This is a genomic window from Arthrobacter sp. NicSoilB11 (assembly GCF_019977375.1).
GTDB lineage: Bacteria > Actinomycetota > Actinomycetes > Actinomycetales > Micrococcaceae > Arthrobacter.
Window position 1 is genome coordinate 2,027,362 of the sequence record NZ_AP024657.1, and the last position, 21,600, is coordinate 2,048,961.

Annotated in this window: 20 protein-coding genes; 8 read left to right on the top strand and 12 right to left on the bottom strand. The window is 66.2% G+C overall.

What is annotated here, in order from left to right; genetic code table 11:
* Positions 1–494 precede the first annotated feature (494 nt).
* The 3 genes from LDO14_RS09350 to LDO14_RS09360 are packed head-to-tail and all read right to left on the bottom strand — an operon-like array spanning position 495 to position 2,326.
* Positions 495–728: a hypothetical protein gene (locus LDO14_RS09350; RefSeq protein ID WP_223995005.1), complete on the bottom strand. Its 234-nt coding sequence runs from the start codon at positions 726–728 to the stop codon at positions 495–497.
* Positions 725–1,777: a biotin synthase BioB gene (gene bioB / locus LDO14_RS09355; protein WP_223995007.1), complete on the bottom strand. Its 1,053-nt coding sequence runs from the start codon at positions 1,775–1,777 to the stop codon at positions 725–727. Before bioB ends, LDO14_RS09350 begins: the two co-directional genes overlap by 4 nt.
* 45 nt (positions 1,778–1,822) lie before the next feature.
* A complete protein-coding gene (locus LDO14_RS09360; RefSeq protein ID WP_223995009.1) occupies positions 1,823–2,326 on the bottom strand; it encodes a hypothetical protein in 504 nt (167 codons plus the stop codon).
* 352 nt (positions 2,327–2,678) lie between these two features.
* Here LDO14_RS09360 and LDO14_RS09365 point away from each other — a divergent pair, with 352 nt between their 5' ends.
* On the top strand, positions 2,679–2,876 hold the full coding sequence (locus tag LDO14_RS09365; RefSeq protein ID WP_223995011.1) for a hypothetical protein: 198 nt from the start codon (positions 2,679–2,681) through the stop codon (positions 2,874–2,876).
* A 9-nt stretch (positions 2,877–2,885) separates the two neighbouring features.
* On the opposite strand, the gene LDO14_RS09370 is transcribed toward LDO14_RS09365, so the two are convergent.
* Positions 2,886–3,401, bottom strand: a complete 516-nt coding sequence (locus LDO14_RS09370; RefSeq protein WP_223995013.1) for a nucleoside kinase — start codon at positions 3,399–3,401, stop codon at positions 2,886–2,888.
* Positions 3,402–3,522: 121 nt separating this feature from the next.
* On the opposite strand from LDO14_RS09370, the gene LDO14_RS09375 reads away from it, so the two are divergent.
* Positions 3,523–4,275: a lytic murein transglycosylase gene (locus LDO14_RS09375; RefSeq protein WP_223995015.1), complete on the top strand. Its 753-nt coding sequence runs from the start codon at positions 3,523–3,525 to the stop codon at positions 4,273–4,275.
* Positions 4,276–4,350: 75 nt separating this feature from the next.
* Here LDO14_RS09375 and LDO14_RS09380 read toward each other — a convergent pair whose 3' ends face one another.
* Positions 4,351–5,517 (bottom strand): cytochrome P450, encoded by a 1,167-nt coding sequence (locus LDO14_RS09380; RefSeq protein ID WP_223995017.1) that lies wholly within the window; start codon positions 5,515–5,517, stop codon positions 4,351–4,353.
* A gap of 201 nt (positions 5,518–5,718) precedes the next feature.
* Complete coding sequence (locus LDO14_RS09385; RefSeq protein ID WP_223995019.1) at positions 5,719–7,791, bottom strand: acyltransferase family protein; 2,073 nt, start codon at positions 7,789–7,791, stop codon at positions 5,719–5,721.
* Positions 7,792–8,064: 273 nt separating this feature from the next.
* Between LDO14_RS09385 and LDO14_RS09390 the strand changes: the two genes are divergently transcribed.
* The 4 genes from LDO14_RS09390 to LDO14_RS09405 all read left to right on the top strand — a co-directional run bounded on the left by LDO14_RS09390 (position 8,065) and on the right by LDO14_RS09405 (position 12,858).
* Entirely contained in the window at positions 8,065–8,640 is a 576-nt protein-coding gene (locus tag LDO14_RS09390; protein WP_223995021.1) for a hypothetical protein, read from the top strand.
* Between the two features lie 43 nt (positions 8,641–8,683).
* The gene (locus tag LDO14_RS09395; RefSeq protein WP_223995023.1) at positions 8,684–10,819 is read left to right on the top strand and encodes a bifunctional polysaccharide deacetylase/glycosyltransferase family 2 protein; all 2,136 of its coding nucleotides are present in this window, start codon (positions 8,684–8,686) and stop codon (positions 10,817–10,819) included.
* Positions 10,820–10,917: 98 nt separating this feature from the next.
* The gene (locus LDO14_RS09400; protein ID WP_223995025.1) at positions 10,918–11,811 is read left to right on the top strand and encodes an SMP-30/gluconolactonase/LRE family protein; all 894 of its coding nucleotides are present in this window, start codon (positions 10,918–10,920) and stop codon (positions 11,809–11,811) included.
* A 15-nt stretch (positions 11,812–11,826) separates the two neighbouring features.
* The gene (locus LDO14_RS09405; RefSeq protein ID WP_223995027.1) at positions 11,827–12,858 is read left to right on the top strand and encodes an aldo/keto reductase; all 1,032 of its coding nucleotides are present in this window, start codon (positions 11,827–11,829) and stop codon (positions 12,856–12,858) included.
* Positions 12,859–12,890: 32 nt separating this feature from the next.
* Here the strand turns inward: LDO14_RS09405 and LDO14_RS09410 are convergent, their stop codons facing one another.
* From LDO14_RS09410 to LDO14_RS09430, 5 genes are all read right to left on the bottom strand, one after another.
* The gene (locus LDO14_RS09410; protein ID WP_056390165.1) at positions 12,891–13,133 is read right to left on the bottom strand and encodes a hypothetical protein; all 243 of its coding nucleotides are present in this window, start codon (positions 13,131–13,133) and stop codon (positions 12,891–12,893) included.
* A gap of 8 nt (positions 13,134–13,141) precedes the next feature.
* Positions 13,142–14,575 carry a flotillin family protein gene (locus LDO14_RS09415; RefSeq protein WP_223995029.1) on the bottom strand — a complete coding sequence of 478 codons (1,434 nt, stop codon included), beginning with the start codon at positions 14,573–14,575 and terminating at the stop codon, positions 13,142–13,144.
* A gap of 266 nt (positions 14,576–14,841) precedes the next feature.
* Positions 14,842–15,141 (bottom strand): hypothetical protein, encoded by a 300-nt coding sequence (locus LDO14_RS09420; RefSeq protein ID WP_043425306.1) that lies wholly within the window; start codon positions 15,139–15,141, stop codon positions 14,842–14,844.
* 127 nt (positions 15,142–15,268) lie between these two features.
* Entirely contained in the window at positions 15,269–16,114 is an 846-nt protein-coding gene (locus LDO14_RS09425; RefSeq protein ID WP_155845619.1) for an SDR family oxidoreductase, read from the bottom strand.
* Positions 16,115–16,141: 27 nt separating this feature from the next.
* Positions 16,142–18,742 (bottom strand): excinuclease ABC subunit UvrA, encoded by a 2,601-nt coding sequence (locus LDO14_RS09430; RefSeq protein WP_223995180.1) that lies wholly within the window; start codon positions 18,740–18,742, stop codon positions 16,142–16,144.
* Between the two features lie 184 nt (positions 18,743–18,926).
* Here LDO14_RS09430 and LDO14_RS09435 point away from each other — a divergent pair, with 184 nt between their 5' ends.
* Positions 18,927–19,751: a DUF1206 domain-containing protein gene (locus tag LDO14_RS09435; protein WP_018771000.1), complete on the top strand. Its 825-nt coding sequence runs from the start codon at positions 18,927–18,929 to the stop codon at positions 19,749–19,751.
* A 47-nt stretch (positions 19,752–19,798) separates the two neighbouring features.
* On the opposite strand, the gene LDO14_RS09440 is transcribed toward LDO14_RS09435, so the two are convergent.
* The gene (locus LDO14_RS09440; protein WP_051081423.1) at positions 19,799–20,599 is read right to left on the bottom strand and encodes an MBL fold metallo-hydrolase; all 801 of its coding nucleotides are present in this window, start codon (positions 20,597–20,599) and stop codon (positions 19,799–19,801) included.
* A 226-nt stretch (positions 20,600–20,825) separates the two neighbouring features.
* Between LDO14_RS09440 and LDO14_RS09445 the strand changes: the two genes are divergently transcribed.
* Positions 20,826–21,566: an SGNH/GDSL hydrolase family protein gene (locus LDO14_RS09445; RefSeq protein WP_018770998.1), complete on the top strand. Its 741-nt coding sequence runs from the start codon at positions 20,826–20,828 to the stop codon at positions 21,564–21,566.
* Positions 21,567–21,600 lie beyond the last annotated feature (34 nt).

Consider the following 21,600-nt stretch of genomic DNA (forward strand, 5'->3'; position numbering starts at 1 on the left):
GCCCGCCGCAGGCTTACCCTCCGGGGGTGTGGAGCGGCACGGTTTCGGCGCATGCGGCTGTGCCATGGCCTTGCATGAAGGTGGACCGTGGTAGACGGCGCTGATGCCACCAGGGTGGATCCGTTCCTTCGGCGGCGAAGATGGACGATCACGAGGACGGTCAGGCCGATCCAGGCGAACGCAACGCCGATGACAAGGAGCACTGTCGGAATCGTGTCCACTTCGGCACTTCCTCAGGAAGCAGGGGTTTGCTGGTTCACGTAAAGAACGGGGTCATTGGCGTGGTGCCTCTGTACCCGGACGCACCACGGGCGGTCCCATGCCATGGTGGGGTCCGGGGTGGCTGCTGACGCGCAGGATCCTGCAGCGGGTGGGGGATAGGGGTGATGTCACAGCGGCCTCCGGCTGAGCTGAAGCGGGGCCTGCTGCTGGACTTAGTTGAGGTATAGCGCGGTGCCACACCATAGTCAATAGACGTGGGCGAAGCCCCCGGCTCAGGCCACCACCACGCCGTGCCGGGAACACTCCGCTGTCCAGCCAAGCGGCGTCACCTGTACTTTCATCCGGCGCCCGCAGGCGGCGCAGTACCGCGGCGGTTCCATTGCCATGCGTTCGCCGCAGCGTTGGTGGGCGTTCGACGGCGGGTGGTTGCCGCCGTCGAACGCCTCGCCGCAGTGCCCGCAAAAGTTCCCGGCGGCTGAATGCATGGAGGGAAAAGCTCTCTTCACAGCGTTTTCTGAAGTTCCTTGATGGGCATGTTGAGGTCCACGAGCAGGTTCAGGTCTGCGGTGGCAGGACGGCCGAGGGTGGTGAGGTAGTTGCCCACGATGACGGCGTTGATGCCCCCGAGCAGGCCATCGCGGGTGCCGAGGTCGCCGAGGGTGAGTTCGCGGCCGCCGGCGTACCGAAGAACGGTGCGGGGCATGGCCAGGCGGAAGGCGGCGATGGCGCGGAGGGCGTCCTTGCCGTCCATGATGCCTTGGTTCTCCAGCGGAGTTCCAGGCCGGGGATTGAGGAAGTTGAGCGGCACTTCGTGGGGTTCCAGGGCTGCGAGCTGGGCGGCCAGTTCAGCCCTCTGCTCCAGGCTTTCACCCATTCCGATAAGGGCGCCGCAGCACAGTTCCATGCCGGCGTCCTTGACCATGGCGCAGGTCTGCAGCCGTTCCTCATAGGTGTGGGTGGTGACGACTTCGGGGAAGTAGCTGCGTGCCGTTTCCAGGTTGTGGTTGTAGCGGTGCACCCCCCACTCCTTGAGCTGGTCCACTTGGCGCTGCGTCAGCATGCCCAGCGAGCAGGCGATGTTGATGTCCACTTCCTGGGTGATGCGGTCGATGGCGAACTTGATCTGGTTCATCAACTTGATGTCGGGCCCCCGGACGGCAGCGACGATGCAGAACTCCGTGGCCCCGGTGGCGGCTGTCTCCTTGGCGGCCTTGACCAGTTCCGGGATATCCAGCCACACGCCACGGACGGGGGAGTCAAAGAGACCGGACTGGCTGCAGAAATGGCAGTCCTCCGGGCAGCCGCCGGTCTTGATGGAGATAATGCCCTCTACCTCCACTTCCTCCCCGCAGTGGCGGAGCCGTACCTGGTGGGCCAATTCAAGGGCGCTTGGAAGTGCCTCATCCGGGAGCCGGAGGACCTCTTCGAGCTGGGCCTGGTTCAGGCCGATGCCGTCCCCGAGAACCTGCCGGCGGGCGGTTTCCAGGATTGCGCAGCCTCCGCCCGCGGTGGTCCCGGTGCTGCCGGCGCTGGGAAGGTTTGCCTGGATGGTCATTAATTGGTCCTTTGCGTCTACATGGAATATGCCTCACAGCAGACGCTAGTTCTCCCTGGGCGACTCGATTTTGGAGGAGTCCAACAAAGAATCCGGTGACGGGCCCAACGATGACGCGCCGGGACCGGTGACACGTACTCCGCCCACGGCCCCTGTCCACGGCGTATCGCCCGGAACGGGCAGCACCAGATGCGCAAAAACGTACCCCTGCTCAAGTGGGAGGACCCTGGACGTGGCCCCTGCGCACTTCAGGCACAGCTCCACCGGCTGAAAGGGGGCGCCGGGATGCTCCTGCCCCACGGAGACCACAGCGCCGGAACCACCCACGCAGGCTACGGTGACGGTGTACAGCCCAGCCGCCGGCACCTTCGCCATCGTGCCAAACCCCCTGACGGGGCCATCCAGGGGTCCCTCCTCGAAAAGGAGCGCAGGCCCGGGTACTGCCTTAAGAAGCCGGTCCAGCTCAGCATAGTTTCCCACCTCGCGCTCCAGGACGAGCGGGTCAACGTAGGGGGCAGGGGAATCAGCGACTGGGGACGGGCTCGCCATGGGACTCTGCACAGTCTCTTTGTACTCATACGCGCAGCCGGCGGTTCCCCAGGCCACAATCGGCAAGCAAAGGGTGAAAGCAAGACCACGCTGCCTGTCCTTCATTCCCACCTTTCCATGGTCGCCATGCCCGCGTTTCAAGGCAATGGTCCGGTCAGTGGCAGCACCTTCGCGGCGGGAGGCCGTGGGGGTTCTTGGTCGACAGCCGACAATGAAGCCAAGCTCAAGATTGAAACAATAAATCCCTGTAGTGGACAAAATGTCTTCCCCGTGGCCGCAGGGCTTCCTAAAGTGGCCGTACAGCTACGACTTGGGGGACAGTCCCCCAATTGACCAGGCCAAGGGGCGCCGCATGAGCACAAGCAATCCGCTGGCCGCCAAGGACGAACATACGGTGACGCCACCGGTGCCCGCTCCACCTGTGGGGCCCTTGGCAAGACCCAGCACGGTTCAACAGACCTCGCGTTCCAGCAGGCGGGAACATGAGGTACAGCGCCTGATCCGCGACCTTGCCGTCCTTGCAGACAACCATCGCGCGCAGGTTTCGTAAACCGCCTGCTTAGCTCCCGGAACCTGTTCCGGTCCTGCGGAGGATGTCATCCACCACGCTCTGGAGTGGTGCAGTAGCGTCGATCGCAATGGCACCGGACGGGATTTCTTCCCGTGTTCCGTGAAGGCGTTCTATGAGCTTCCGTTCAGCCTGGCGCCCTCCCCACTCGTCCTTTGGGCGCGCATCAAGCCGCCGGCGAAGCGTTTCGAGGTCCACCTCAAGAACGAACACCGCGTCAAAAAGCTCAATGAACTTTGAGAGATTCCTGGATCCGCCGCAGAAGAACGTCACCGCCTCCCGCCGGTCTTCGGTGAGGGCCTTCACGTCGTCCACCCTCCAGAGATGGTGATGGTGCATGGAGACGCCGGTGATGCCGGCGAGCGGTTCACCGGTCTCAGGATCACCTTGATAGGCCAGTTCGCGGTCACCGTTGATTGCGTGATAACCGCGCCGGCGCAACTCGTCGCAGACAGCGGTCTTGCCGGTTCCTGAGCCGCCTTCGATGAGGTAGTTCTTCCTGCCCATGCCTGATGGTACCGATACTGCGTGCTGAAGAAGATGGATCCGACGATGTTCCCGGGCGCTGCATGGCCGGTTGGGAACCGGCTCGTCATTCAGCCCTCGCGATTGATGGTTTGATTAGTCAGTGCTCCGTGTAAAACGCTTTGTTGTTTTCAGCCTGTTTGTCGTTTGCATCAGCACTGCTGTCTCCTTCTGGCTCATCCGGCAGCCAGGCGCGGACGCCCGGGTGGCCTTTTCCGCACCGCCGCGGGCAGGGGCAACTTTCGCACTCGGCCCCGCCGGCATCGACACCGCCGTCAACGTAACACGCAGCCCGGACGCCCAGTGGCTGCTGGAGGCTTCCACCCAGACCGGTATCCCTGCCCGGGCCCTGCGGGCCTACGTTGGTGCCGCCGCCACGGCCAATGACGCCACCCCGATGTGTCGAATCGGCTGGAATACTCTGGCTGCTGTCGGCTTCGTCGAATCAGCCCATGGAACCTATGGCGGCGGCCGCCTGGACAGCAATGGCCATGCGAGCGGGCCCATCGTGGGACCAAGCCTTAACGGCGATGGATTCGCCGCCATCGCAGATACGGATGGCGGCGCCCTTGACGACGACGCCCGGTGGGACCACGCGGTGGGGCCGATGCAGTTCATTCCCTCCACGTGGCGGCTTGCAGGAAGGGACGGGAACGGGGACGGAACAGCGGACCCGTCCAACATCGACGACGCCGCCCTCAGCGCGGCCACATATTTGTGCGCCCACGGCCGGGACCTCACAACCCCGCAGGGGTGGGCAGACGCCATCCACTCCTACAACCAGTCCGATGCCTACATCCGTCAGGTGCGGGCCCAGGCGACCGCTTACGCCGCAGAAACGGGCATCCCCGAATGATGCCGGGCGGCTGGCGGTCGCAGTGCCGGCTTCAGGTGCATACGGGGTCTCCCCGTGGACTCGGCCGTCCGTGCGTCAGGCAGGCTGCCACCTGACGGGAAGTGCCTTCAGTCCGTAAACGATGGTGCTTTCCATCCGCTCCAGTTGCGCTTCATGAGCCAAGGAGAGCCCAGGCAAGCGGGCCAGCAGTGCCTCCAGCGCAATCCTGGCCTCCAGCCGGGCAAGGGGCGCGCCGAGGCAAAAGTGGATGCCGTGGCCGAACGCCAGATGACGGTTGGGGTGGCGGTCAATGTCGAACTCGGCCGGCCGCTCGAATTGCTGCCCGTCGCGGTTGGCGGACCCGATCCAGGCAACAACCGGTGCCCCGGCCGGGATTCGCTGATCGCCCAAAATCGTCTCCGCCACCGTCACCCGGTACATGGACTGGACCGGCGACCGGAACCGCAGTACCTCTTCGAGGGTTTGGGGAAGCAGGGCCGGCTCCTTAAGGACACGCTCGAGAGAGCCCGGCGACTCAGACAAACATAGAACGGCGTTGCCGATCAGGTTGGTGGTGGTCTCATTGCCGGCGACGAGCAGCAGGCTGCAGAAGCCGAGCAGTTCAGGGACCGTGAGCTTTTGGCCGTCAATCTCGGCAGACAGCAGGCTGCTGATCAGGTCCCTGCCGGGGCGGCTCCTGCGTTGGTCGATGAGGGCCAGGAAGTATTCGATCATCTCTGAGGCGGTTGCGTCCTGCCCGTCGCTGGCCGGGCCAGTGCGGGTTTGGCTGACAATCACGTCGGACCATTGCTTGAAACGCTCGCGGTCCTCCGCCGGGATGCCCATGAGCTCGGAAATCACGATGACCGGCAGCGGGTACGCCAATTCCTTGATCAGGTCGCCGCTCCCGCGGGCCGCGATCCCCTCCAGGAGTTCGTCCGTGAGGCCGGCGATACGTGGAGCCAGCGCGTCAACGGCCTTTGGCGTGAAAGCCTGTGTCACCAGGGAGCGCAGCTGCCGGTGCCTCGGGGGATCGGCGGTGATGAGGCTTGAGGCGAAGAGCTGGCCGGAGCCGGACGGATTTTCACCGCCCATGCGGGATGAGAACGTAGCGTGCTCGGACAGCACCCGCTGAACATCGTCATACCGGAACACGTGCCAGCTCCCCGATTGGCCGTCCTGGAAGACAGGAGCGGCTGCACGCATTTGTTCGTAGCGGGGAAAGGGATCGAGCGGATATTCAGCAGCCTGTGTGACGTCCATGGTGGCCTCTCTGCCTCCTTGGCGCTCCCGGGGGCACGGCGGGCGCCAAGGCCTCAAACGACTGAGCGTGGAACCTTGATCCTAACCAAAGCCTGCGCCTGGGTCATCAGTCCCGCCGTCGAAATCCCTGGCCGCTATTGAAGTCTGGCTGTCAGCGGGCCCCGCCGCCGTCTGTGGGATTGCCGGAACCGCAACAGACACCTACCCCAGGCGTAAGGCGACGGCGAGGTCCGGTCCCAGTGACTTCGCGAAGGTATTGGTCATGTGGTTGTCCCGATAGACCAAGACGTTCCCGATGACAGCCGGGCAAAGGCCGTCCCGGCAAAAGAGCCTGGAGAGGTCGACAATTTCAATGCCTCCAACCCGGCGGGCCGCCCCAACAAGCGCGTCATCCCCGCTCGCAAGGGCCTCCGAGGCAGGCGTGCCGCAAGCGCCGTGGTCGGCATACTTTTGAATGCATTCCACCGGGTTGCCCTGTGGATACGGCAGGTCCGCGACGACCGCGACCCGCAGTCCCGCAGCACGCAGCCGGGAAAGGGTCTGAACATAACCCTCGACAAGCGGGGCATCCGGCGCCCAGGACCACCCAAGAGCCTTTCTGTAACCGGACTCGCGCATCCCGGCAACCAGGACGAGGTCCGGTTTTCCTGCCGCGATTCTTTCGGCAGTTATGGAATTTTGGTTCGAACAGTTGGCGTAGAGGGTGGTCTCGGACCGCGGCGGAGTCAAGGCAAACGGGCAGCCGTTCCGCACCAGGGCGTGGATTCTCAGCGGGATCTTCCGGGATACGGCAATGAGGGGGTCAACAAACTGGCCGGCGTGTGAATCCCCGACAACCACAACAACAGGCGCGTCCTGCTGTGCCACCGAACCGAACCAGCAATCAGTGTCAGGCACCACGGCGGGGTCGTAAACGCCGCAGGCGCCGGCGCTGGTGGCAGGTACATCCTGCATGGCGACCGAGGGATCAGGGCGGATGGGGAGGCCGGCAGGTACCGGCGCGGGGCGGGTGGACCACGCCTGGGCGCCGGGGTAATCGTGGTCCGACAGTTCGGTCGACAGTTGTGCGCGCTTAATCTCAATTACCTGCCACGGCGCCCACGCTGCAACGGACACCACCATCGCGCCGCACAGCGCCATCGCGTAAGTCCGGCGGTACACGCTCCAGCCAGCATTCCCTGAGCGGTGCCGGAAGCGCTGTTCCACCAGGTGGTAGGAGGCTACCGCGAGGACAAGACTGAGCAGGGCGAGGAGCAGCGCTTCCCTGATGCGTGGCGTGCGGCCCAACAGCGCGACAGCGAAAACGATGACGGGCCAGTGCCACAGATACAGGGAATACGACACGTCTCCGACGAGCGTCATGGGCCGGATGGCAAGGAACCTGGAGGCGGACCACGGAACGGCTGCTGCTGGAGGGCCAGTGCGCAAGAGGATGGCGGTCCCGAGTACTGGAATGGCGGCGATGCTGCCGGGGAAGGCAATGTCAGTACTGAAGAGAAAAGCGGGGACGACGATGGCAGAGACGCCCAGCCACCCGCTGACCGCTGCAAGCCGGCCGGACGGTTTCGGCAGTGCCGGCAGGAGAGCGGCAAGCCCGCCGACGGCGAGTTCCCAGATCCTCGTCGTCGTGGCAAAGTACGCGATGGTGTGTTCATGGTCGCTCAGGTAGATGCTGTAGACGAACGACGCCAGGGCAGTCACGGACAACGCCGGGACGATGAAGCGGCCGGGCGGCTTGCCTGTGGCGAGCGCCGCGGAGATCAGGCCAAGGAAGAAGAACGGGATGACGAGGTAGAACTGCTCCTCGACGGCAAGGGACCAGAAGTGCTGAAGGGGAGATACTTCCTGCGTTGCGCCGGCGTATGAGACTGCGGACAGGGCCTGATGCCAGTTTTGTACCTGGAGCAGCGAGAACAGGACATCGGAGGAGATGTTCTGCCAGCGGCTTTGGGCAAGCAGCAGCATTGCCCCGGCCAGGACTGCAACCAAAACAACGGCCGACGCCGGAAAGAGGCGGCGGATGCGCCGTGCGTAGAACTCGGGAACGGAGATTGACGCGTTCTTTGACGCTTCCCTGGCAAGGGAGCCGATGATGAGGAAGCCCGAGACGACGAAGAACACGTCGACTCCTACGAACCCGCCCGGGAGGGCTTCAGGCCGAAGGTGGTAGATGACGACGATCCCAACGGCCAGTGCGCGGAGGCCCTGGATGTCCCGTCTGGCCCCGGAGCCGTTGGTGCCGTGCGCCCGGACCTTAGCCGCGGCATGCCTCATTGCTTCCCCTTGTATTCTGCTGTCAACCTCCGCCCTTTAGCGGGTATCGAGGCGAGTGGGACTCGCCGAGAGGGGATTCTATCCGACACCAATGCCATGGTTGTGGCACTCGAACGCCGTTTTCGTTTTGACCGGCCAAAGTGGTGCCCGCCTTTGCCGGCGCCGGGGTGGAATGGTGACGGCCCGCCCCTGGATTTCCACCCCGCCGTTGGCCAGGGGCCGGGGGCCCGCGTTTTGTGGTAGCCAATCCGGGTCCCCTAAGGTTGATGCTCGATGAAAGCCCCTGAGAAGACTTCCGATCAGCTGCCCGCAGGTTCCCCGCGCGGACCCGTTTTTGTTGATGCCTCAGGACGGCGCCTCCGGCGGGTCCAGCTGATTGGCCTGGGGGTTCTCGGGCTGGTGGCCGGATACGTCGTCCTGGTGCTTGCCGCGTTCATTGGCGGCTCCGGGGTCTCCGCGCCCTTCCTGCCCCTTCCCGCCGCGGCAGGCCCCCACGACCAGCCGTCAATTCCGCCGTCTTCACCAGCGGCTGATTCCCACACTGCCGCAGCCTTGTCCGGCCCCGCCGCTCCGCCCGTTGAGCAGTCCCCGGCGGCAGTGCCGGTGGCCCTGGCCGCCGCACCGGCCGCACCCCCGGTGGGCGGTACCGCCGTCGCGACTTCCGCCCCTGTTGCTGCTCCGGTTCCTGCTGCGTCCACTCAACCCGGACTGGGCGGGACGGCTCCCGGTGCCGCTGGAACCGCCCCGGGCTCCAGCGGGACGGCCCCGGGTACCAGCGGTGTTGCGCCGGGGTCCAGCGGTGTTGCGCCGGGCCAGGCAACGCGGCCGTCGGCCCCTTCCCGCCAGTAACATGACCCTCCGGAACAAGGGCACCAGAAACGCAAAGAGCAATGTGCCCGCGAATGTCAGGGCCCATTGGTTCGTCCTCCTGGCCACCTTGATGGCGCTGGGGCTGGCTTTGGCGGTGCAGGGATACCTGCACCACTCGGGCGGTGCCGGCGTGGACCAGGTGCCCGTGGACCAGGCCGCCGGGAATGTCCCGGATGCCGTTTCCCACGGTGGCCCGGTGCTGGATTCCCGTGGCGGGACCGTAACGTCCGTCAGGCCGCCGGACCGGACGGTCGCCCTGACGTTCGACGATGGCCCTGACGCCCTGTGGACGCCCCGCATCCTCGACGTCCTCCGGGAACACCATGTCCATGCGACCTTCTTCGTCGTGGGCTCCGCAGCGGTGGACAACCCGGATCTTTTGCGCCGCATCGTGGCCGAAGGCCATGAAGTGGGGGTCCACACGCTGACGCACACAGACCTCGGCGCAGCTCCAGATTGGCGCCGGGAACTTGAGGTGCAGGGCGGACAGGACGCGATTGTGGGGATCACCGGCCAGGCCGCGTCCCTGCTGCGGCCGCCCTACACCGCCGGCAACGGGGCCATTACGGACAGCATGTGGTCCGCGCTGCGGGGGCTGGCGGATGAGGGATACCTCACCGTGCTGAGCAGCATGGACAGCAAGGACTGGCAAATGCCGGGCGCCGGAGCGATCGAGGACAATCTCGCGCCGTCCGGGCCGCAGGGGCAGGTGGTTCTCATGCATGACGGGGGCGGTGACAGGGAACAGACCGTCGCCGCGCTGGACTCCGCCCTCTCACGTTTCTCCGGGCAGGGGTACCGCGTCACCACGGTGGGGGATGCGGTGGGCGTTGACAGCATGCGCCCCGCCTCCGGCATGGAACAGGTTCGCGGCTCTGCGTTCGTGTGGGGCATCCGCCTCAGTGACTTCGTTGTCACCGCCATCTCGTGGGGACTCGTTGCCGCTGGTGCCGTGACTCTTGTGCGCGCCGTCCTGGTGATGTTCTTCGCTGCCCGCCATAGCCGCGCAGCGCGGCGCCTCCCCAGGGCTGGGCGGGGCAGGCGCCGCGTCGACGTGATGGTGGGGCCGGCAGTTACCGAACCGGCCACGGTGGTTGTCCCCGCCTACAACGAGTCCGCCGGAATTGAAGCCGCGGTCCGGTCCATCCTTGCCTCCACGCATCCGGTGGAAGTCATTGTGGTGGACGACGGCTCCACCGACGGGACCGCCGACATCGTGGAGGCTCTCGGCCTGCCCGGCGTGACCGTCATCCGCAAGGAGAACGGCGGCAAACCGTCCGCCCTGAACGCCGGAATCCAGGCCGCGGGCCACGACCTTGTTGTCATGGTGGACGGTGACACCGTTTTCGAACCGAATACAGTCCGCGCCCTCATCCAGCCCTTCGCGGACCCCCGCGTGGGCGCGATCTCCGGCAACACCAAGGTGGCCAACCGGGGAGGCATCCTGGGTGCGTGGCAGCACATCGAGTATGTTGTCGGGTTCAACCTCGACCGCAGGCTGTTCGACGTCGCCGAATGCATGCCCACCGTTCCCGGGGCAATTGGGGCCTTCCGGATCGAGGCCCTCCGCAACGTCGGCGGTGTCAGCGATGACACGCTCGCTGAGGACACCGACCTGACCATGGCACTGTGCCGGGACGGCTGGCGCGTGGTGTACCAGGAGGATGCCAGGGCCTGGACGGAGGCGCCCGCAACCCTCGGCGCCCTGTGGCGCCAGCGGTACCGCTGGTGCTACGGCACCCTGCAGGCTATGTGGAAGCACCGGGGGGCTGTGCTGCAAAAAGGCGCGGCCGGGAAGCTCGGCCGGCGCGGGCTCGGCTACCTGTTTGTCCTCCAGGTACTGCTTCCCCTCTTCGCGCCCGTCGTTGATGTCTTTGCCCTGTACGGCCTGATCTTCCTTGACCCCCTGCGGATCGGGGTGCTGTGGCTCCTGTTCCTGGCGGTTCAATTCCTTATGGCTGCTTACGCGTTCCGGCTCGACAGGGAACGGCTCGGCCCGCTCTGGACGCTTCCCCTGCAGCAGTTCGTCTACCGGCAGCTCATGTACCTGGTGGTCATCCAGGCCGTCGTCACAGCAGTGGCCGGAGTGCACCTTCGGTGGCACCGGATGGAAAGGTACGGCAGCCTGCGCGTCCCGCAGACCCAACGACAGGGCTAGGGTAAGTTCGGGCCTGTGGGATCCCTGGCCCCCGGGCCGGGACGCCGTCCCCTTGCCGGCAAGCCGGCGGCAGGTACCTGGAACGCAAAGGAGCTCCATTGGCTGACGAACTAACCACGGGCTGGCTCGAGTGCCTTTTCACGGGTTCGGTCTGGGCAGAGGGCCCCGTGTGGGTGCCGTCCTCGAAAACCGTGCGGTGGAGCGACATCCCGAACAACCGCATCCTCGAGTTCAATCCCGCCACCGGGGCCACCCGGGACTACGCGGTGGGCGTCGAGTTCACCAACGGCCGCACCCTCGACGCCGACGGCAGCGTGGTCCAGTGCAGCCACGGGCAGCGCCGGGTGGAGCGCGACCGCGAAGGCATAGTGACGGGCCTGGTGGATTCCTTCGAGGGTCACCGGCTGAACTCACCCAATGACGTGGTCATCGCCCGCGATGGAAGCATCTGGTTCACGGACCCGCCCTATGGAATTCTGCCGGGGACAAGGGAAGGCCACGAGGGTGAGCAGGAATATGGTGGCTGCAATGTCTTCCGCTTCGAGCCGGATTCCGGATCGATGACGGCCGAAATCACCGACCTGGTGCACCCCAACGGGCTTGCCTTCTCGCCCGACGAGTCCGTTCTTTACGTCGCGGATACGGCCGGTTCCCTCTATGGCGTTCCGCTGCGGATCGCAACGTACAACGTCCATGAGGGACGCTGCAGCGCCAGGACGGGGACGCTTGAGCTTGAGGACGGCCACCCGGCCGACGGCCTCAGGGTGGACGTCGAAGGCAGGATCTGGACCTCCGCCGGCCCGTCCATAAGGGTCTACTCACCGTCCTTCGAACTCCTGGACACCCTCCCAGTGCCCGAGACGGTCTCGAACCTGTGCTTTGGCGGTTCCGACGGCCAGGACCTCTACATCACGGCAACCACAAGCCTGTACCGGATCCGTACCACCACCAGGGACGCGGCTGCCCGCCACTTTCCGCCCCATAACCACTGAATACGAGGAGAAGCCATGCAGCATCGAACCCTTGGCCACAGCGGCGCCGTGGTCACCAGTTACGCGCTGGGAACCATGACCTTCGGCGCGGAGGCGACGGAGGAGACATCCCATGCCATCCTTGACAGCTATTTCGACGCGGGCGGCAACTTCATCGACACCGCGGACGTCTACAGTGCGGGAGTGTCGGAAGAAGTCATCGGCCGCTGGCTGGCCAAGCGCCCCGACGTGAGGGACAGGGCGGTGATCGCCACGAAGGGGCGCTTTCCCATGGGGACGGCACCAAACGACGTCGGAACCTCACGGCGTCGCCTGACCCGCGCCCTTGATGATTCCCTCCGCCGGTTGGGCGTGGAGCAGATCGACCTGTACCAGATGCATGCTTGGGACCCGATCACCCCGCTGGAGGAAACCCTCCGCTTCCTGGACGACGCTGTGAGCCGCGGCAAAATCGCCTACTACGGTTTCTCGAACTTCCTTGGCTGGCAACTGACCAAGGCTGTGCACGTTGCACGCAACCAGGGATGGAACCCGCCCGTCAGCCTGCAACCCCAGTACAGTCTGCTGGTCCGCGACATCGAATTCGAGATCGTTCCGGCAGCCCTCGACGCAGGAATCGGCCTGCTGCCGTGGTCGCCCCTGGGCGGAGGCTGGCTCTCGGGCAAGTACAAGCGCGACCAGCAGCCTACCGGTGCAACCCGCCTCGGGGAAAACCCCAAACGCGGCATGGAGGCGTGGCAGGCGCGCAACGAGAACCCGCGCACGTGGGCTGTCATCGACACCGTCCAGGACATCGCCGACGCCCACGGCGTGAGCCCGTCCCAGGTGGCCCTGGCCTGGCTGGCGGACCGCCCGGCTGTTACCTCGGTGATTCTGGGGGCGCGGACCACGGAACAGCTCGCTGACAACCTCGCCGCCGCCGAACTGCAGCTCAGTGCCGATGAAGTGGACCGGCTTACCCAGGCCAGCCAGCCAGAGGCCGGCGTTTATCCCTACGGACCCATGGCTGAGGAACAGCGCAGCCGGAAAATGGAGGGCGGGCGGTAGCTACACCGCGAACGAGGGCACGGTGAAAGGACCTACTCCGCGTGCTTCAGCACGTCCGGCAGCTCGTCCACATACACCGTTTGCGGCGGCTCGTAGTAGATCACCAGCACCTCGCTGCCCACCGGGAAGTCGCTGGTTTTGTCGAACGGGTGGGCGTGGAACGCCATGATGCCGCCGAGGTAGGGCAGCATGACTTCCCCGATGGTGCCCGGGCCGATGCGCCCGGTCACCCGGCCGATCTTCCCCGTCAGGCTCCGGTCAACGTCCTTGCGCATGGGCGGGCCTATGCACCGGGAGCCTTCGGCGGACGCTTGGTGTCTTCGCCCTTCCGGAGCGCTGATGCGAGGGCAGGCAGGTAGTCGCCCGCCTGTGCCAGGATGCCGCCCAGCATCTTGTTGACGCCTTCGCCGCCGTTGAGGACGGTCATGTTGCCCACGTGGGAGAAAGGCTCGGCTGCAGCGGCGATGATGGCGGGCATGTTTTCGGCAAGCTGCTGGGAGATGACCGCGTCCTGGTTGGTGCCCAGCGCTTCGGCCCGGGCCTTGATGCCGTCCGCTTCGGCCAGTGCCTTGGCCTTGATGGCGGACGCCGCGGCGTCGCCTTTGGCCCTGGTGGCGGCGGCTTCAGCCTCGCCGGTGACCTTGGTTGCTCCTGCTGCGGCGGCGGCTGCGGTGGCATTCGCCTGGGCCTGGAGTTCCGTGCGCCGCGCGTTCGCCTGCGCCTCGAGCTCGGTGCGGCGTGCCAGCGCCTCCGCAGCGCTGATATCCGCCGCCTTCTGGCCTTCAGCATCGGTGCGTTTGGCGTAGGCCTTCGCATCAGCGGGTTTGCGGATACTCGTCTGCAGCTTCTGCTCCTCACGGTCCGCCTCAAGCTTGGCGACTTCGGTTTCCTGGACCACCACCTGCTGCCGGGCCGTGGCCTCGGCGAGCGGGCCGGCCTGGGCTGCATTGGCCCTGGCGCGTTCCGCGTTGGCCTGCGCCACGGACTGCCGGATCGCCGAAACGCTCTGCGCGTCCGCGATCAGGGCCGCAGCCTCCGCCTCCTTCTCCGCCGCTTCCCGGTTGCGGGTGGCCTCGGCAATCCGGGCCTCCATCTTTACCTGCGCAATATGCGGCTTGGCGATGTTCTGGATGTAGCCGGTTGGGTCCTGCAGGTCCTTGATCTGCAGCGAGTCCACCACCAGGCCCAGCTTCTCCATCTCCACTCCGCTGGCGCTGCGGACCTGGGACCCAAGCTTGTCCCGCTCGCGGATGATCTCCTCCATGGTCATGCTGCCGATAATGGAGCGGAGGTGGCCCTCAAAGACGTTGTAGACCTGGCTTTCCATTTTGGGTTGCTGGCCCAGGAAACGGCGGGCCGCATTTGCAATGAACGGCGGTGCGTCACCTATTTTGTAAATGACGACGCCCTCCACAATGACCTGGATACCCTGTGACGTCACGCAGGAAACCTTGAGCTCGGTTTCGTTCAGTGTCAGCGACAGGGTCCGCACCGTCTGGAGGCCGGGAAGGACCAGGGCGCCTTTGCCGGTCACAATCTTGAAGTCCATTCCGGCCCGGGTCTCAAGGGTTCCCCGGGTCAGTCCGGAGATGATCAGGGCCTCGTTGGGTTCAGCCACCTTCCACATGAGCTTCGTCGCCACCCAAATGAAGGCAATGGCAACAAGTACGCCCAAAACAGTGGAAATTAACGGGAAGAACGGTGCAAAGTCCGGCATGGCCAGGTCCTTTCAATGCCGCGAAAATCGCTTCACGGTAAAACCCCAATGAATGCAGCCGGCCATTTGTCCGACCCTTCGGAATCTGCGCCTGGCCAGCTGTTGTAGCCAGTCTCGTTGGGCCCCGGTCAAGAGTCCAGAGCCGGGCCGATATTTGCCTGCAGCAACGATGAAGGGCGTACGACGGCGGCGCCTGGCAGATGCCGGAAGGGTGCGGCCAGGCGTCCGGCAGGAGAGTGCCGGTCCGTGGGTGCCGCTGCGACCGGTCAGCGGCGGTTCGGGGACTCCGAACCCGTGGCCAGGAGGGTTCCGACTTCCGCGGACCGGTGGGCCTCGAAGACGAGGTCGGCATTGGCCCGTGTGCTGGAAAGGTACGGTATTGGCAGGCTGGCTCCGCACCCCCGGCAGCGGATTTCGTCGGTCCAGACCCAGTTGTAGGCTGCGTGACGTTCCAGGACGCTTTGCATGGCGGTGGCAACGGCTGTGGTGATGGCATTCGCTGCCGCGGTGACCAGCGCTGCATCCCCGGTGCTGTGGATGGACCCAACCTCAGTGTCGATGCTCATGGTGCCTCTTCCCGCGATCCCGATGGTGCTGTCGAGCATAGTGTGTTCCGCGTCACAAGCCTGTATTGGCAAGGTCTCGGTTCCCTAACGGCGCGCGGGCGCGGAACGGGGAGGGGGAGCGGCCCTGTCACGGCTCCCGGTCTGTGTCCACCACGGTGACCTCCAGGGGCATCCTGTTTGTCCGCCGCAGGCGGCCGGCCAGGATGTTGTGCAGCCCGTGGGTCACCAGCCGCCTCCTGGTCAGGAACCGGTATTCCGCTTTGTCGGACGTCACAAGGTCCAGGATTGGCTGTGCGGCCTGGTCGGCGCTCTGCCCCCACAGGCCAACCACCACCTGCAGTGCCCCGAGACGGTGTTCGTACCCGGCCTGCGACGTGACCTTTCCCAGGAGGGCCGTCTCCACAAGGCCGGGATTCATGCCGTGCACCCGGACCCCCGTACCTTTGGTTTCCAGCCTCAGCGTCTCCGTGAACTGGCGGACCCACCGTTTGCTCGACGCGTAGGCGTTCTGCATCGCCACGGGTCCGCGGTCACCCTGGCCGTAGAGGTTCACCAGGTCACCATGGCCTTGCTCCAGGAACACCGGCAGGGCCGCCCTGGCGCCGTGGAACGTGCCCAGGATGTTGGTCCGCACCACCCGTGTGAAGTCATCCACGGGCGTCGATGCCGTCGGTCCGTAGACCCCTGGCGTGCCGGCGTTGTTGACCCAGATGTCCAGCGTTCCACGGCTGAGGGCCATGTCCCGGAGTGCTTCCACGTCCGCCGGCTCGCCGGTGTCGCAGCGCCTTCCGTCCGCCGCGATGCCTTCCAGGCGCAGACGCCCGACGGCGGCAGCAACGCCGTCGTCCGTTCTGGATGCCAGCACCACCGCCGCGCCATGCAGGCCCAGCACCCGGGCCATGGCAAACCCCAGCCCGCGGCTGGAGCCGGTCACCACCGCCACCCTGCCTTGGAGCACAGTGTGAGGGGGCATGGCCGGCCGGGAACGCATTCCTCCGTCCTACGCCTCTGCGCGGTCCGGGGCAAGGGCGTTGCCCGCTACCGTTCCGTCCCCGGCCTTCCGGTCCCGGAGGGCGGCTGCCAGGTAGGGCGCTGTGCGGCTGTTGGCTGAACGTGCGACGGCGGCGGGGTGGCCGGCGGCGACGAGCTTCCCGCCGGCGTCGCCTCCGGACGGTCCCAGGTCCATTACCCAGTCCGCGGACGCAACCACATCCATGGCGTGTTCCACCACGATCACGGTGTTGCCGGCGTCCACCAGGCGGTTGAGCTGCGCCATCAGGAGTTCGACATCGGCCGGATGCAGTCCCGTGGTGGGCTCGTCCAGCAGGTACAGCGTGTGGCCGCGGCGGGCGCGCTGCAGCTCGGTGGCCAGCTTGATGCGCTGCGCCTCACCCCCGGACAGCTCGGTGGCGGGCTGGCCCAGGCGAAGGTAGCCCAGGCCTACTTCCTGGAGTGTCTGCAGGGACCGCGCGGCGGCGGGAACCCCCACCAGGAAACCGGCGGCGGCATTGACCGTCATTCCCAGCACGTCCGCAATGGTCCTGCCCTGGTAGGTGACCTCCAGGGTTTCGGGGTTGTAGCGCGAGCCGTTGCATTCGGGGCACGGACCGTAGCTGCCGGGGAGGAAGAGCAGCTCCACCGCGACGAAGCCCTCGCCCTGGCATGTTTCACACCGTCCGCCGGCCACGTTGAAGGAAAAACGTCCGGGCCCGAAACCCCGGCTCCTGGCAGCGCCGGTGGCAGCGAACTCCTTGCGGACGGCATCGAAGAGGCCTGTATATGTTGCCAGGTTGGAGCGGGGCGTGCGGCCGATCGGCTTCTGGTCCACCTTTACCGTGCGGTCGATCCGCTCCAGCCCGGACACCCGCCCCACACTGCCCACACCCTCTTCGTCACGGTCCGCGCCGGGCTCGTCACCTGGTTCAAGGTTGTCGTCGCCGGCTTGCCCGGACGTGCCGGCGACGTCCGCCAGGACCTTGCTGACCAGGGTGGACTTTCCCGAGCCGGATACGCCGGTGACGGCTGTCAGGACACCAAGCGGAAAGGCCACGTCCAGGTTCCGCAGGTTGTGCCGGTTGATGCCGCGCAGGTCCAGCCACCCGGAGGGTTTCCGCGGCGCACCCCTGGCGGCGCCGCCGTCGTCCATTGACCCTGCTGAACCGTTTGGGAACAGGAACGGCCGGGTCACCGACCCTGCCACGGCGTCGAGGCCCTCAACGGGCCCGCTGTAGAGCACCTGCCCGCCGTCTTCTCCGGCCCGGGGACCAACATCCACCAGCCAGTCGGCACGCCGGACCACATCCATGTTGTGTTCCACCACGAACACGGAGTTTCCGGACGATTTCAACCGGTCCAGGACAGCCAGGAGCGGTTCGGCGTCGGCGGGGTGCAGGCCGGCCGACGGTTCGTCCAGCACATAGATCACCCCGAACAGCCCGGACCGGAGCTGGGTGGCAATCCGGAGCCGCTGCATCTCGCCCGGCGAGAGCGTTGGCGTGGCCCGGCCCAGCGCCAGGTAGCCCAGGCCAAGATCCAACAGCACGCTGATGCGCTGCAGCAGGTCCCGGGTGATGGCCACGGCCACTTCGTTGGATTCGGATGACTGCTTCCGCGATGCCGTCCCTGCCGTGGCCAGCAGGGTGGTGGGGCGGATGATCTCCGCCAGTTCGGTCATGGGCACGGCATTGAGCCCGGCGATGGTGTGCCCGGCGAAGGTCACCGCAAGGGCCTCGGGCCGAAGCCCCGTTCCGCCGCACCGCGGGCACGGTCCGGTTTCCATGAAGCGCAGCACCTTCTCCCGCATGGCGGGGCTCTTGGAATCGAGCAGTGTGTGCATCACGTAGCTCCGGGCGCTCCAGAACCGGCCCTTGTACGGCTTGGCCACGCGGTCCCGCTGCGGCGTCACTTCCACCACGGGCTGTTCCTCGGTGAACAGGATCCAGTCGCGGTCCTTTTTCGGCAGTTCCCGCCAGGGGGTGTCGACGTCGTAGCCCAGGTGGGCCAGGATGTCCCGCAGGTTCTTGCCCTGCCAGGCGCCGGGCCAGGCGGCGATCGCGCCGTCGCGGATGCTCAGCGACGGATCCGGAACCAGTGATGCTTCAGTGACGGTGTGGGCGGTGCCAAGACCATGGCATTCCGGGCAGGCGCCTGCCGCGGTGTTGGGGGAGAAAGCGTCCGAGTCCAACGGGGGAGCTCCGGCGGGATAGCTGCCGGCGCGGGAGAACAGCATGCGCAGCGAATTGGAGAGCGTGGTGACGGTCCCTGCCGTGGACCGGGAAGTGGCGGTGCCCCGGCGCTGTTGGAGGGCGACGGCGGGCGGCAGCCCGGTGATCTGCTCCACCTTGGGGTTGTGGCCCTGCTGGATGAGCCGGCGGGCATATGGCGCGACGGACTCGAAGAACCGGCGCTGTGCCTCGGCGTAGATCGTGCCAAAGGCCAGGGACGACTTGCCGGAGCCCGATACTCCGGTGAACGCCACAATGGCATCCCGCGGCACATCCACGCTGACGTTGCGCAGGTTGTTCTCCCGGGCGCCCCGCACCCGGACGAAGCCGTCTTCGGCCTGGTCGGCCGTAAAACCCGGGAGGTCCAGCGAGGTCAGTTGCTCAGCGTTCTGTTTGGCATGCACCGCTTCGACTGTAGTGGCCAACCGTGCCTGGCCGGAACTTGAGGGGACCTGTCGGGACAGCGCGGACGGATTTACACTAAAGCATTCCGTGACGCAGGCAGGCGGGGGACGCCGACCGGGGACAGAAGACCAACTACATATTGAGGAAGGGCCGGCCATGGGCAACGCGTCGCAGGGAGCGAACAAGGCAGTATCCGAGGCCGCGTCGGCGAGCCGCAGCCCCGCGGTCCGTATTCTGGCCCGTGCCGGATTTGTCTTCATCGGTTTGGTCCACATCCTGATCGGAGCCATCGCCTTGCAGGTGGACCGGGGCCAGGGTGGTGAAGCCGACCAGTCCGGGGCGATCGGATCCCTGGCTTCCAAGCCCGGCGGCGGCATCCTGCTGTGGGTCGGGGCGGTGGCCTGCGCTGCGCTTGCCCTGTGGATGCTCAGTGAGGCGTTTATTGGGGCGCGCTCCGAGACAGACTCCAAGAAGAAGCTGAAGGCTGCCGCCAGCGCCGGGGGAAAGGCCGTGGTCTTCGGTTTCCTGGCCTTCACCTTCGCCGTCTTCGCCTCCGGGGGCAGCAAGAACTCCAGCCAGTCGGCCAGTGACTTCACGGCAAAGCTCATGGGAGCGCCCGCAGGCGTGGTTCTTGTGATCGCGGTGGGGCTGGCAATCATCGGCGCCGGCGTCTATTACGCCTACCGGGGCATCACCCGGAAGTTCATGAAGGACCTGCAGGACCCGGGCAACGCCCGGACTGCCGTCAAGTGGCTCGGAACAGTCGGTTACGCAGCCAAAGGCGTGGTGCTCGCCGTCGTTGGCGTGCTGATCATCGTGGCGGCCGCAACTGCCGACCCTTCCAAGTCCTCCGGCCTGGACGGCGGGCTGAAGACCCTGGGCTCGCAGCCTTATGGGGTGTTCCTGCTGGGCGCCATCGCCGCAGGGCTCATCTGTTACGGGGTGTACTCCATGGCCCGGGCACGGTACGGAAAGTTCTAGCTTGTGCCCCTGGGCCCCTTCCGGGACCGGGATGCCCGGATGCGGCCTTACTTACGGCGCCTGCCCGGACTTGCCGGGCCGGCCTGGCTGACCAGGCCGGCTACCGCTTCGTCCAGCTGGATGCGAAGGGCCGGCCCGTGGCCGGGCAGGACAACCGGGGCGTCAACGCCGGCCAGGGTCCGCACGGAGGCCAGCGCCGCGGCCCGGTCTGAGTGATACATCGCGTGCAGCATCTGCGGACCGGACGTCCGGCTGATCGGGTGGCCGCTGACAAACGAATCTCCAACGGCGATGGCACCCGCAGCCGGAAGAAGGATTGCTGCATTGCCGGGCGTATGCCCGGGCACGGAGATGGCAACAGGGCTGCCCGGCAGGGCTTTGAGTGTGGCGTCGTCCCAGGCCTCCGCCTGCGTCGCGGGCCTGGCCGCCAGCGCGCCTGCCCTGATGGCGTGCACCATCCAGCGGAACACACGCGGCCGCCACGCTCGCCTGAGGACCTGGCCCAGGGTGACTTGGTGCTTCTCCTTCCCCTGCACATGCGCCAACTCCGCGGGAGCGCACAGGACAGGGGTCCCGAAGGACTCGGAAAAGAATGCCGCGGAGCCGGTATGGTCCACGTGGCCGTGCGTGACCAGCAGGGCAAGGGCGTCCGCAGGTTCCAGGCCCAGGTGGCGCAGCGACGCGATGACGTGGCGGCGGTCATCGGGATATCCGCTGTCAATGAGGATGAATCCCGTGCCGTCCCGCACCACTATCCAGTTGGACGCCGGCCCTTCAGCGAAATACACGCCGGGTGCCTGCTCGGAAAGGCTGGTTGCGGGGTCCCACCCCGCGGTTTGCTGCTGCACGGGTAAAAGAGTAGCCGCAGGCAGCCGCATATGGCGGATGCGGCCCAAGCCCAGGGATACCTAAGGCCCCTAAAGTTCCTGTGCAGTCGCTGTGCATCCTTTGATCCTGGTCACCTTGGCCCTACAGTATTCCCACCATTGCCTACGATGGGATACGGACAGGGGACGGATTGGCGGCGCGCAGCCGCCTCCGGCCCGCGACGATTTGCTGGCAGGAGGTGGACCGATGCACCACGGCGTGCTGCTTCAGGGACATCCTGTGTACCGGCATCCCGGCCGCGTGATAGCGGCGGGAGCAGTTGGCCTGGTCCTGGCCATAACCTCAGGGAGTACGGCCCCCACCCAGCCCCCGGCCGCCGCGGCGCCGGTCCGCGTAGTGGTTGTGGGGGACTCGCTGAGCACCGGTCACGGCACTTCGCCGCAGCAGGCGTGGCCGGCATTGATGCGCAAGGACCCGCTGGGCGCCGGCCTGGAGGTTGTCAACGCCGCCGAGAATGGCAGCGGCTACCTCAGCACAGGTGATCTTGACGGAACTTTCGGCACCGAGGTCGAAGACTTCGTGACACCGGACACCGGCATCGTGGTCTTTTTCGGTTCAGAGAATGACCTTGGCTTTGCGCCCGCAGACGTTGGCGGCGCCGCCTTGGCCGCGATGGACCGTGCGGAAGCCCTTGCCCCGGAAGCGAAGATCATCGTGGTGGGGCCGCCGTCGTACTCTGCAACCCCGGACCCCGCCCTCGTGGACATCAGCGACCAGCTCAGGGCCGCTGCCCGGCAGGCAGGCGGGGAGTTCGTGGACCCCATCGCCGAGGGCTGGATCAGCGACGATTTTGACGACCTCATCGGCCCGGACGGCGACCACCCCACGGTGCTGGGACAGCACTACCTGCTGGAGCACATCGGCGCCTACCTGGAGCAGGCGGCCCCGGCGGCGGCCGCAGCGCAAGGCCGTCCGGAGGCCCAGTGAGCGCCGGCCGGACCGGGATTTCCCGGCGCAGCTG

Coding starts and splice junctions, on each gene's coding strand:
- bioB (WP_223995007.1), bottom strand. CDS start 1,777: ATGACCATCCAGGCAAACCTTCCCAGCGCCGGCAGCACCGGGACCACC.
- LDO14_RS09360 (WP_223995009.1), bottom strand. CDS start 2,326: ATGGCGAGCCCGTCCCCAGTCGCTGATTCCCCTGCCCCCTACGTTGAC.
- LDO14_RS09365 (WP_223995011.1), top strand. CDS start 2,679: ATGAGCACAAGCAATCCGCTGGCCGCCAAGGACGAACATACGGTGACG.
- LDO14_RS09370 (WP_223995013.1), bottom strand. CDS start 3,401: ATGGGCAGGAAGAACTACCTCATCGAAGGCGGCTCAGGAACCGGCAAG.
- LDO14_RS09380 (WP_223995017.1), bottom strand. CDS start 5,517: ATGGACGTCACACAGGCTGCTGAATATCCGCTCGATCCCTTTCCCCGC.
- LDO14_RS09385 (WP_223995019.1), bottom strand. CDS start 7,791: ATGAGGCATGCCGCGGCTAAGGTCCGGGCGCACGGCACCAACGGCTCC.
- LDO14_RS09390 (WP_223995021.1), top strand. CDS start 8,065: ATGAAAGCCCCTGAGAAGACTTCCGATCAGCTGCCCGCAGGTTCCCCG.
- LDO14_RS09405 (WP_223995027.1), top strand. CDS start 11,827: ATGCAGCATCGAACCCTTGGCCACAGCGGCGCCGTGGTCACCAGTTAC.
- LDO14_RS09410 (WP_056390165.1), bottom strand. CDS start 13,133: ATGCGCAAGGACGTTGACCGGAGCCTGACGGGGAAGATCGGCCGGGTG.
- LDO14_RS09415 (WP_223995029.1), bottom strand. CDS start 14,575: ATGCCGGACTTTGCACCGTTCTTCCCGTTAATTTCCACTGTTTTGGGC.
- LDO14_RS09420 (WP_043425306.1), bottom strand. CDS start 15,141: ATGAGCATCGACACTGAGGTTGGGTCCATCCACAGCACCGGGGATGCA.
- LDO14_RS09425 (WP_155845619.1), bottom strand. CDS start 16,114: ATGCCCCCTCACACTGTGCTCCAAGGCAGGGTGGCGGTGGTGACCGGC.
- LDO14_RS09435 (WP_018771000.1), top strand. CDS start 18,927: ATGGGCAACGCGTCGCAGGGAGCGAACAAGGCAGTATCCGAGGCCGCG.
- LDO14_RS09445 (WP_018770998.1), top strand. CDS start 20,826: ATGCACCACGGCGTGCTGCTTCAGGGACATCCTGTGTACCGGCATCCC.